At 46.8% G+C, this 10,030-nt stretch carries 13 protein-coding genes and 2 pseudogenes; 4 read left to right on the top strand and 11 right to left on the bottom strand.

Going from position 1 to position 10,030, the window contains the following annotated elements:
* Window position 1: 1 nt before the first annotated feature.
* The 7 genes from AC5JQI_RS04875 to AC5JQI_RS04845 all read right to left on the bottom strand — a co-directional run bounded on the left by AC5JQI_RS04875 (window position 2) and on the right by AC5JQI_RS04845 (window position 4,716).
* Entirely contained in the window at window positions 2-1,732 is a 1,731-nt protein-coding gene (locus tag AC5JQI_RS04875) for a terminase large subunit (RefSeq protein WP_493913909.1), read from the bottom strand.
* Window positions 1,729-2,223, bottom strand: coding sequence for a phage terminase small subunit P27 family (locus AC5JQI_RS04870; RefSeq protein ID WP_038255952.1), 495 nt, complete (start codon window positions 2,221-2,223; stop codon window positions 1,729-1,731). Before AC5JQI_RS04870 ends, AC5JQI_RS04875 begins: the two co-directional genes overlap by 4 nt.
* A gap of 197 nt (window positions 2,224-2,420) precedes the next feature.
* Window positions 2,421-2,771 (bottom strand): HNH endonuclease, encoded by a 351-nt coding sequence (locus AC5JQI_RS04865; RefSeq protein WP_493913908.1) that lies wholly within the window; start codon window positions 2,769-2,771, stop codon window positions 2,421-2,423.
* Window positions 2,772-2,813: 42 nt separating this feature from the next.
* Window positions 2,814-3,254 carry a hypothetical protein gene (locus AC5JQI_RS04860; protein ID WP_493913907.1) on the bottom strand — a complete coding sequence of 147 codons (441 nt, stop codon included), beginning with the start codon at window positions 3,252-3,254 and terminating at the stop codon, window positions 2,814-2,816.
* Between the two features lie 262 nt (window positions 3,255-3,516).
* On the bottom strand, window positions 3,517-3,969 hold the full coding sequence (locus AC5JQI_RS04855; RefSeq protein ID WP_493913906.1) for a lysis protein: 453 nt from the start codon (window positions 3,967-3,969) through the stop codon (window positions 3,517-3,519).
* A complete protein-coding gene (locus AC5JQI_RS04850) occupies window positions 3,966-4,400 on the bottom strand; it encodes a lysozyme (protein WP_493913905.1) in 435 nt (144 codons plus the stop codon). Before AC5JQI_RS04850 ends, AC5JQI_RS04855 begins: the two co-directional genes overlap by 4 nt.
* Window positions 4,384-4,716 carry a phage holin, lambda family gene (locus AC5JQI_RS04845; RefSeq protein WP_493914616.1) on the bottom strand — a complete coding sequence of 111 codons (333 nt, stop codon included), beginning with the start codon at window positions 4,714-4,716 and terminating at the stop codon, window positions 4,384-4,386. Before AC5JQI_RS04845 ends, AC5JQI_RS04850 begins: the two co-directional genes overlap by 17 nt.
* A 161-nt stretch (window positions 4,717-4,877) precedes the next feature.
* On the opposite strand from AC5JQI_RS04845, the gene AC5JQI_RS04840 reads away from it, so the two are divergent.
* Together AC5JQI_RS04840 and AC5JQI_RS04835 are read left to right on the top strand one after the other, a co-directional pair.
* On the top strand, window positions 4,878-5,159 hold the full coding sequence (locus AC5JQI_RS04840) for a type II toxin-antitoxin system RelE/ParE family toxin (protein WP_493907979.1): 282 nt from the start codon (window positions 4,878-4,880) through the stop codon (window positions 5,157-5,159).
* Window positions 5,160-5,170: 11 nt separating this feature from the next.
* Window positions 5,171-5,452, top strand: coding sequence for a HigA family addiction module antitoxin (locus tag AC5JQI_RS04835; protein WP_275385197.1), 282 nt, complete (start codon window positions 5,171-5,173; stop codon window positions 5,450-5,452).
* 70 nt (window positions 5,453-5,522) lie between these two features.
* On the opposite strand, the gene AC5JQI_RS04830 is transcribed toward AC5JQI_RS04835, so the two are convergent.
* The 4 genes and pseudogenes from AC5JQI_RS04830 to AC5JQI_RS04815 all read right to left on the bottom strand — a co-directional run.
* Window positions 5,523-6,560, bottom strand: a complete 1,038-nt coding sequence (locus AC5JQI_RS04830; RefSeq protein WP_493913904.1) for a DNA-methyltransferase — start codon at window positions 6,558-6,560, stop codon at window positions 5,523-5,525.
* 100 nt (window positions 6,561-6,660) lie between these two features.
* The gene (locus AC5JQI_RS04825) at window positions 6,661-6,861 is read right to left on the bottom strand and encodes a hypothetical protein (protein WP_493913903.1); all 201 of its coding nucleotides are present in this window, start codon (window positions 6,859-6,861) and stop codon (window positions 6,661-6,663) included.
* 204 nt (window positions 6,862-7,065) lie between these two features.
* A complete protein-coding gene (locus AC5JQI_RS04820; protein ID WP_275373914.1) occupies window positions 7,066-7,470 on the bottom strand; it encodes an antiterminator Q family protein in 405 nt (134 codons plus the stop codon).
* 18 nt (window positions 7,471-7,488) lie between these two features.
* Window positions 7,489-8,214: pseudogene (locus AC5JQI_RS04815) on the bottom strand (DnaB-like helicase C-terminal domain-containing protein); the annotation flags it as partial.
* A 34-nt stretch (window positions 8,215-8,248) separates the two neighbouring features.
* On the opposite strand from AC5JQI_RS04815, the pseudogene AC5JQI_RS04810 reads away from it, so the two are divergent.
* Window positions 8,249-9,040, top strand: a pseudogene (locus AC5JQI_RS04810) (RHS repeat domain-containing protein); the annotation flags it as partial.
* 509 nt (window positions 9,041-9,549) lie between these two features.
* The gene (locus tag AC5JQI_RS04805; RefSeq protein ID WP_493913902.1) at window positions 9,550-9,990 is read left to right on the top strand and encodes a hypothetical protein; all 441 of its coding nucleotides are present in this window, start codon (window positions 9,550-9,552) and stop codon (window positions 9,988-9,990) included.
* The last annotated feature ends 40 nt before the right edge of the window (window positions 9,991-10,030 follow it).

The following is a 10,030-nucleotide window of genomic DNA, read 5'->3' as shown; positions in this document are numbered from 1 at the left end:
CTTAGAGTGAGCGAACACCGTAGGAAAGCAAATGATCTGAAAGACTGGGTTCTTCGTGCAAAATAGCCCGCCCCATTGCCATAATCAGCGCAACCGCACCATCAATTTTGCTGTCTTTATGCTCTTTGATGGGGCGCACAATGTCATCATTGCCACCCATCGTTTTCCCGACGACATTGCTGATACACCAAGACATAATCGGATGGCCGTCATGATGGAAACGCCCAGATTGGATAGCTGCCTCTAACTCTTTCATCGGATCGCTCATATGCGTGAAGTTCTGAGTAATGATGATGGGATTAATTCCCTCATCCGCCAGGGAATGAGATAAGCCAGTTGCCCCAAAGGGATCAATCGGGGCTTCATTGACCGGATTCAGATGACAGGCGAGTTTGGCTTCTTCAAGGATATAGCGGTAATCCACTTCGGCACCTTCCGTGACGGTCAGCAAATCCATTTCCACCCATTTCTGAAAACGTTCGGCACTGCGGCGGTTCTCATTCTGCTCCACGCTGTAGACGGTGTCATACGGCACCCAGAAACGTGGGGCGATACTGTAAAAATGACGTTTGCCGTTAATTTCACGCGAAAAAAGCCGCGCCATACTGTTCATATCCAGCTTGCGGGCAAGATCAAAAGCTAGAAAACAAGGCTGACCCTCGAATTGTTCCAGCGTCAGTGAAGTATCTTCGCACTGTTTCCAATTCACCATATTGAAGTAAGCCTCCCGCGCAGACACCCAGATATTCAGGTGTTTGGTTTTAAAGACACTGGCTAAACGCGGGTTATTCAGAGCGCGTTGTTGCTGACTCAGCAAAAAGTCAGCATAAACCGATACCCCCATATTGGGATTGGCTTTGCGTAACACCGCCGGTGAAGTCCAGTCATCACCGTCATCCACGGTATAAATTACCCCGAACAGCTCCTCGTTGGGCACATTGCCGGACAGCATTTCCAATACTTCGCGCCGCTTGTCATAACAGGGACCTTCAATGTTATAGCCTGCGGTGGTGATAGCCCACATCAGCGGCTGACGCCGTGCCCCCATCCCTGTCAACATGGTGGTGTACAGGTCGTCGGTATCATGTTCATGGTATTCATCGACAATGGCGCAACTGGGGGACTGCCCGTCACCGGGATTGCCAATCAGCGGCTCAAAACGTGCCCCATCCGCCGGGCGGTTCATGTTAGCGGCATTCACTTCAATCCCGAACGCCTCAATCAGCATCGGGGTGCGCTTGCACATCAATCGCGCAGGTCGGAACACTTCCCACGCTTGTTTCTCGGTCGTGGCCCCGGAATAGACTTCCGCGCCGAATTCGTCATCACAGGTAAAACAATACAGCGCCACACCCGCTGAAATCGCGGACTTGCCATTTTTACGGGGAATTTCGGTATACACCTCCCGAAAGCGACGTAATCGGCTGCCTTTATGCACCCAGCCAAAGACCGAACAGACAATAAACAGTTGCCACGGCTCCAGCGTGATCGGCATCCGCTTAAATGCCCATTCACCTTTGGTATGTGGCAGTAGCTGGATAAATTTCGCGGCACGTTCTGCCAATTCTTTATCGAACCGATATTTGAACTGGCTGCTCTTTTCCTGATGCATATTATCCAGATGCCGCTGACTGGCTTCCCTGACATAGCGACCGACTTCAATTTTGCCGCGCACGACATCACGGGCATACTGGTTCGCCGCATTGACATTCGGATAGGATTTACGGCTCATGATGAAATCATCCTTATAAACGGATTGTCCGTTTTGGCCTGACCTGCCGCCCCAATTAGGCGCTGTCGGCTGCTCGGATCTAAGCCCAACATGGCGCCGGTGGTATCCATTTCAGATTGTTGCTCTTTTTTGGCGGTCAGCTCCGGGTTTTTAATCGGCCCGCCGGTTGCGCCGGTTACCGTATTACCCTGCCGGGCGATATTTATCACGGCATTGCGCCAGAACTGGTAAGCCACACACCAGCGTTCAAGTACCGCAAGATCCGTGACGCAGAGTAACCCTTGGGCACATAACTCTTGACTGGTCAGCTCCCACATCACCACGGCCAGCGACATGTCACTGTCGGCAAACCAATCTGGGGGTGAAACACTCGTCAATGGTGTAAAGCTCGGTTCCTCCCGATTCAGTTTGCGCTTCCCCGGATTGCCCGCCAGTTCCTTTCGTGCCGTCGGTTTAGGGCGACGACCTGACTTACCCGTCGTTCCCGCCATACGCAGCACCTCCCGGGCTTAAAAACAGTGAAAGATGAGTGAAAAGCACCCGATTTAAATTTCATTTTTCGCGGGGATAAAAAAAGACCCAAGGTGGCGGTCCCTTGGGGCGAGAGTGGCAGGGATTTGACCCGCCCCTCCCTTTGTAACGATGGAATTCGAAATGATTACGCTGAAAATGATTATTCACTCAGCCTTCAGCATAATCGTTCCGTGGCGGTCTTTTGTTTATGGCACGTTTCACACAGTAGCTGTAAATTACTTAACGCATCGGTGCCGCCATGGGCTTTGGGTGTGATGTGATCTACCGTCGTACCTGTGACCGCTCGTCCCTGCCGTAAGCAATGCTGGCACAGATGGTTATCCCGTTGTTTGACACGAACTTTCAACTTATCCCATTGACTGCCATAGCCGCGTTCATGCCGGCTCTTTCCCTGCTGGTGGTGTTGCCAACCCATGTGCTGGTGATCAGTGCAGTAGCCAGAGCGATCCGTGGTGGTTTTGGGACAACCTTGTTTTCGACAAGCTCTGGGGATGCGGGGAGGCATGCTCTGGTCTCCATATAGCAAAAAACCACCCGAAGGTGGTTGTTATTTCGCTAGTTCATTTAATTTAAAGAGTATTTTTTCTTTCAAGACACCAGAAGCATCTAGAAAATTATCAAATGCATTTGGTGATCTTTTATTATCCCTTCCTGGAAGAAATTCTAATAAATTACCAACATCCTCTTCAAACTCAGGAAAATATGCTTTAACTATAAGTTCAAGTTCTATGTAATCAAACTCATGCTTAGTTGGTACTGTACCTTTAAAATCACAGTCTAATATTTTGCTTCCCCAATCGGCTAAAGAACAAAGTAGAACAAAGAGTTTTTCGCCTTTTTCAATTAAAAACTTCTTATTTTCTTTTTCTCTTTCATGTTGAATTTGTTTATCAAACCGCTCTGTATTCCATTTATTAGTGAAATAAACAGTGATTAGAGTGATAACTCCACCAGAAATTACATTTATCGCTTGCATCCATGAACCCATTTTATTCCTCAATGTTAAATCATCATGAACAGAATACTTAATAATTTCCTGAAGTTCATTACATTGCTTATCATATTTCCGCTTTCAACATATTCAACTGCTTCAGTTGTTCATAACAAAGCCTTATCTGAATTTCTATCTCGTCTTTGAAGATGGCATGGTAATCCTCCCTAAATACCGGAGTGTCTGTTCAGTTGCACGGTAGGAATTGGAAACACACCCGTGAATTCAATATCCGCATTTTGATATGGTGGAATAGACATTAGTACAAACACTCAGTTCTAATGTAATCCTGCAAATACTTCGTTTTCCATTCATTCTCAGCAATCATTTCTCTGAGACGGAAATAGTCTTGTCTAGCTGCTTCTGTAAGTCGTGTGTCTCCTGCATTACCCAAGCTGCCGGAGGTAGTGGTTTCAGGCACGGAACAACTGGCTTTGATGCGCAACTTGCGACGACCAGCGGCAACATCAGCCCGAAGAATATCGATTTCAGTCTTAGCATTGGCGAGATCCTGAATGTGTTTGGTATCCAATTCATGCAGCATTTCAATATGCGTATTCTGATAATTAATGGTATCGGTCAGTTGCTGGATCTCTGTTATCTGGTCGTTATTGATGCCAAGCTGTTTCTTATATCCAGAGCGGTATAGGAAGGCGGCGGCTGAGGCAATCATCAACGCAATAACCGTACCCTTGGTGACATTGAGCTTCATGATAAAAACATCTGGCGTTCAGATGCCCTGCGATTATCCAGTCCACGTATAACCCTGCCTACTACTTTATTCCATCGGGAAAACTCTGCCGCTGCGCCGGTGTAGTCACCTTGATTGAGCTTCTTCAATAGCGTGGAACCCAAAAAGTTACCGCTGCCACAATTGAAGATAAACGAGCACAAGGCATCGAACTGGCCTTGATTCAAAGGGACTTTAACCCATTGTCTTAATGTGGTGTAAATAGGTTGCAGATCATCCTGTAAGAATGCTTCAGCCTGTGGTTCTGTAATCCCATCACCTTTTTTAACTCCTTTGGTATGGCCATAACCAATTGTCCACGGAATACCACCGGTTGCGGGATCGGGATAGGCTTTCAGTTTCAGGCCTTCATATTGTTTGATGCACTCAAGCCCTTTATCGCTGATTTCCATCAGAAGATGCTCCCGTTTTTTTCTCTGCGGCCTTACGTAACAATTGACCGATAAAGTCCGTCCCCAAATAACCCATCATTACACTACCGATATAGGCTAAATCAGGATTCAAACCAAACAGATTTAAGACATCACGAATAAACCACGCGAACATGGCACACATAAAGGCATCAATTGACACCTTTAACCAACCTCCACCGGTATAACGGCCGCGAAGAAAGGCCATTGTCCCGGCGAGTACTGACCCAACGCCTTGCTCTTTTATTGAAACAAGCCAGTTACCAAGGTGTACCCATATATCAGGATTTTCTTTCATTTTCATATTTCCCCTGTTAAAGCAATGGGTGTCTGTAGGGTGAGTAATGTTAGCCCCTGTGCGTGTATACGAATGTGATGAGAGTGATTGCGGTGGCAAAGTCGGTTGACACTGCACATACTTTTCGTATACTGATACTATACAGTATACGGTGGCGCACAATGATTAAGAGTTTTAAACATAAAGGATTAGAAAAATTCTTTAAAACAGGCTCTACAGCAGGCATTCAGGCCAACCATGCTGTAAAACTGAATATTCAATTAACCGCGTTAAACACCGCTAGAAAACCCGATGACATGAACGCGCCCGGCTGGGAATTACACCCGTTAAAAGGCGCTGATTTAAAAGGCCACTGGGCTGTTTCTGTCAACGGGAACTGGCGGCTGACATTTCGCTTTGAAGGCGAAGATGCCATTTTGGTTAATTATCAAGATTATCACTGAGGAATAACACAATGAGCAGAATGTATAATCCCGCACATCCCGGCATTGTCTTACGCGAATATTTAGGCGACATTTCTGTTACAGAAGCTGCAAAAGCGCTGGGCGTAACCCGTGTGGCTTTATCCCGTATTTTAAATGGCAGCGCAGGCATATCCGCAGATATGGCACTTCGTTTAGAAGCCGCATTGGGAACCAGTGCCGAAATGTGGACAAGTATGCAGTCCCAGTATGAGTTGTGGCAGGCTTCTCAACAACAGCGCCCCGAAATCAGGCCGATATTTGCGCATCTGTAATGATTAAGTGGTTCGGTATTGCCGAACTACTTCAACTATCTGGTCATTCCGGTGAGTTGAGTTGTAAACGTTAAGTTGACAACTGATCGCTGATCTCCTGTTCAGCCTGCTTAAACCGTGCCTCTTCCAGCTCTACACCCAACACACGGCGATTGAGTTTCAACGCCGCTTTTAACGTCGCCCCGGAACCCATAAAGAAATCCGCCACCAGATCCCCTTCCCGGCTGCTGGACTGGATAATATGCGCCATCAGGTCAGCCGGTTTTTCGCACGGATGTTTGCCCGGATAATATTGCACGGGAGCAAAATGCCAGACATCAGTATAAGGCACGGCAGCTGTCACCGAGAACGAACGGCGCATCAAACCATATTCCTGCCGTAATTCATCATACTGACGCGACAGGGTTAAATGAGAATCCACCAGCTCAGAATACGGGGTGCTCAGTTCACCACGCTGGTGCTTTTCTTTGGCGATACGGTCAAACAGCACCTGCAACTTTTGGTAATCAGTTTCATTGGGTAACTGCCACTGACTGTCGCTGAACCAGTGACTGGCCATCTGCTTCCCAGTGGCGGCGTGAATGTCTTTTGCCGTGACACCTAACGTTTTTCGGGCATCACGAAAATAATCGACCAGCGATTTAAATACTGACTGTTTCAGGTCCTGACATTGTTTGAAATAGCCATCACCTTTCGGGTGATAAGGTCCCTGATAATGTTCGGCAAAAATGATGCGTTCCGTTGCAGGGAAATACATGCGCAGGCTTTCTTTATTCTGCCTACGCCACGGACCGGAAGGTTTTGCCCAGATAATATGGTTTAGCACGTTAAACCGTTCCCGTACCAGCAGTTCCGTATCAGAAGCCAAACGCGAACCACAAAACATATACAGGCTGCCATTCGGTTTCAGTACCCGCCAAAACTCAGCAAGCAGCTCATCCAGCCACGCAAGGTACGCCGTGACATCTGCCCACTGGTTATCCCAACTACAGTCTTTCACGCGAAAGTACGGCGGGTCAGTGGCGATTAAGTCAATGCAGTTATCCGGCAGGGTTTTGATAAATTTCAGCGAGTCATCGTTGACTAAGGTGACAGGGCGTAAATCCATTCGCTTTTCTCCTCTCGACGCTGGCGGCTTTCAGGAAAGCCACAACATAAAAAGCCAGCGTTAACTGGCCTGCACTTTCACGTACCGGGAAATAGCTCTATCAGGGAGAACGTTTGAAAAACGTGTCATTGTCCCGGCTTTCCATTAAACCTGCCAGACGAAATTGTGTTAACAGTAATTGGCAACGGGGTTCAGGTAGCCCCGTCAGGGTAGAAACGTCGGAAACCGAGACCCAATCATGCGGGGGAATAGTTTCTAAAACGCAGGCAGCAGATGTTGTCATATCTTCATGTTTTAGCATGATAAATGTAACCTTTTGGTGAGTTTTTGTGCATAAACACACATGTAACTCTGACCCATGACAACAGCAAGTCTTATGTTTATTTCAGGCGTAAAAAAACCTTGCATGGGGCAAGGTTTAAGCTGTCTGATATTAATAAGCCTGGTGACTTTGTCATCACGTTTATCACAATAGCAGCGCTTTTACGATCGTAAAGATTTATTTTTAAAAATCGCTACATAATAGGTGTTGTGCTAACGGGATATCTTTATCCATGTCCAGTGGGATATCCAGCATCATTAACATCCCTTCAATCACGCCTTCGGCCTTTTGTAACCGTTTTCCGATATGCGTATCAGAACAGTGGTGATCATGGGCCAATTGCATAAACGTTTTACCAAAGACGTAATAATCAAACAGCAGGTCATGGGCATCACTAGACTGCTGATTCAGTTTTGCCATGCAACTTGAGATAACCATAGCATCATCATCACAACATTGTACCCGAGACTTCACTCTGTTCGGGATTAATCCTTTGAAACCTGCCGCAATGGAGGACCAGTAAACCCCGTCGCGATTATCAGCCACCCATGCGCCCCAGCGTTCCATGACTAATTGAATATCACGCATTCGTACATTCCCCTGTGATTAAAGTGCCCTGTCAGCATAGCGGCGTTCTTTTTGTTTGGTTTGTCGTTGCATCCGGCAAATTTCAGCAGCCGATATCTGATCGGTCGGCAGGTAATGACCGTGCCTGAACGCCTGATAAACCGTTCCGGTTTGTCCGTGACGGTTCTTCGCCAGAATAATTTCCGCGTACTGGCTGGCGGGGCTGAGTGGGTTATACACCCCATCCCGGTAAGTAAAGAGAATGCGATCCGCATCCTGCTCCAGCGAGCCGGAATCACGTAAGTCAGCCGCCACCGGGCGACGCTGATACAAAGGGCGCTTATCCACTTCCCTTGAGAGCTGGCTCAAGGCCGTGACCGGGGTATGCAGCCGTTTCGCCAATCCTTTCAGTGCCTTCGATATTTCTGCCACGGCTAAGTCGTGACGGTCAGCCCGGGGTTTTCTAATCAACCCAAGGTAGTCTACGAAAATGCCCTTTAAGTTCGGGTGGCGACGTTTATGGGTTTCACTGATGGCGCAAATTTGTTCGATACTCAGATCACTGGCATCCAGCACATGAATATCCCGATCAATGAGTGAACCGAGTGCATTGCCAATGCGCCCCCAGTCTTCGTCATACAGTTCACAGTTTCTGAGTTTAGACACCGGCATCGCAGCCGAATTCGCTACCATTCGCTCGGCAATTTGTTGCGCTGCCATTTCCATGGAAAACAGCAAAGCCCCGCCACCGTCGCGGGTCATGCCGCCCGATGCACGGGGCGCGGTGGATCATATTGCCCAACGTCAGCAAGCCGGACGGGTCGTACAACGGGGCCATGTCCGCTATATTTACGATGATAACGGCCGGTTGGTCGAAAAAACCGAACAGCGGGACGGGTTCCGCCCGCAAATCTGGCGTTACCGCTGGGATACGCAAAACCAGCTGACCCACTGTGAAACCCCGGACGGTTCACGCTGGCATTATCGCTACGATGCGTTCGGGCGACGGATCCGTAAACTGAAAGTGCACGATGGTAAACTGGCATCAGCTAATTTACAGTTGTGGCTGGCCGGGAAACCGGATTTAGCACCCAGAGCCGATGCCATCATGGGGCAGGATTACCTGTGGAGCGGCGATCAGCTGATTGAGGAAACGCCGGTTTACGCCGATGGCACGCCGGCGGAAGGTCAACGTATCCGCTGGTTATATGAACCCGGTGCATTAACACCGTCAGCCCGCGTTGAAAAAGGCAAGCTGCACTATATTGTCAGTGACCATCAGGGTACCGTGCGCGAGATGTTGTCCGAGGAAGGGGTTCTGGTCTGGGCGCAGCGGCTGACAACATGGGGGAAAGCGGAGAAATCGCAGGTTATCGCCTCCAATAACCCGGATTATCATGTTAACTGTAACCTGCGGTTCTGCGGGCAATATGAGGATGAAGAGAGCGGATTATATTATAATCGTTTTCGTTATTACTCGCCGGAGACGGCGCAGTACATTTCGGCAGACCCAATTGGGTTATTGGGGGGATTTAATCCGTACGGGTATGTGCATAATCCGACGGGTTGGGTCGATCCGTTTGGGTTGGCGGGTAAAGACTGCGATAAATTCGAGAATGCGTTAGAGAAAGAAAGCAGACTGGCAAAAGAAGACCGTATGAGAAGGCATACTTCTAGTTCAGCGGAATATGTCAAACATACACGTGCGAGAACTCAAGAAGAGGCAATGGGACTTTCTAGCAGAGGGGGGCCAGCCCAATATTGGGATGAGAGTATTGGACGTGGGAAAACAACAAGTGATCAGGTAACTAAATTTAGAAACAAAATAGAAAAAGAAGCTTTGCAAAGAGGTACACATTCTCCTCAAACAGGTGGCTCAGATTATTATATTTATGATTCTGGTAGAAATATTGGATATAACAATGGTAAATCAACTCAATATATGCGAGTTGAAGTAACAAAAAGTACAAATGAATTTCATGGGCATCCTATTTCTGCTCAGGATTACCATGGTTATATGAAAAAGGTTAAGTGATGATTAATATATTCCAGAAATATAGGCCGTTAGAATGTTTTCATATTCCGTCAGGCTGGTTTGCTATGAAAAACAACATGTATGATGTGCCTCCTAGTGTTTTAAATGATATATCTTGCGAGGAGGAACGTTTTTTAGTAGAAGACGCTTTCTTTCGTAATGATATCTTTATTGCTAGGACTGATTATCCATTATCTACGAATAATGAAATAAGAGGGGTAGTATCTATACATAGTAGATTATTTAATTCTAGTGACTATGAAGGTAATTATTCTTGTTTTTATGACGTTGAACTCTCTATCTTTCTTGGAAAGAAAAAGAATGAAGAAGTTTATTATGAAGGGAAAGTGGCAAACAACAGGTTTGATGCTGCGAGAATAGCGTCAAGATATATGTTTATTTTTTCTAACAATATATCTCCAGCATTAGAGGCTGGCAAATTAAATAAAAATAGTGATTTTGAATCATTTATATCTAAAGCTTATTTTGATAGAGATCAGGTATAAAATATTATTTTAATCTGGTGATCAAAAATGTTTGAAATTA

Source organism: Xenorhabdus sp. XBWT, assembly GCF_059072735.1.
This window is presented reverse-complemented; position numbering and strand designations above follow the sequence as displayed.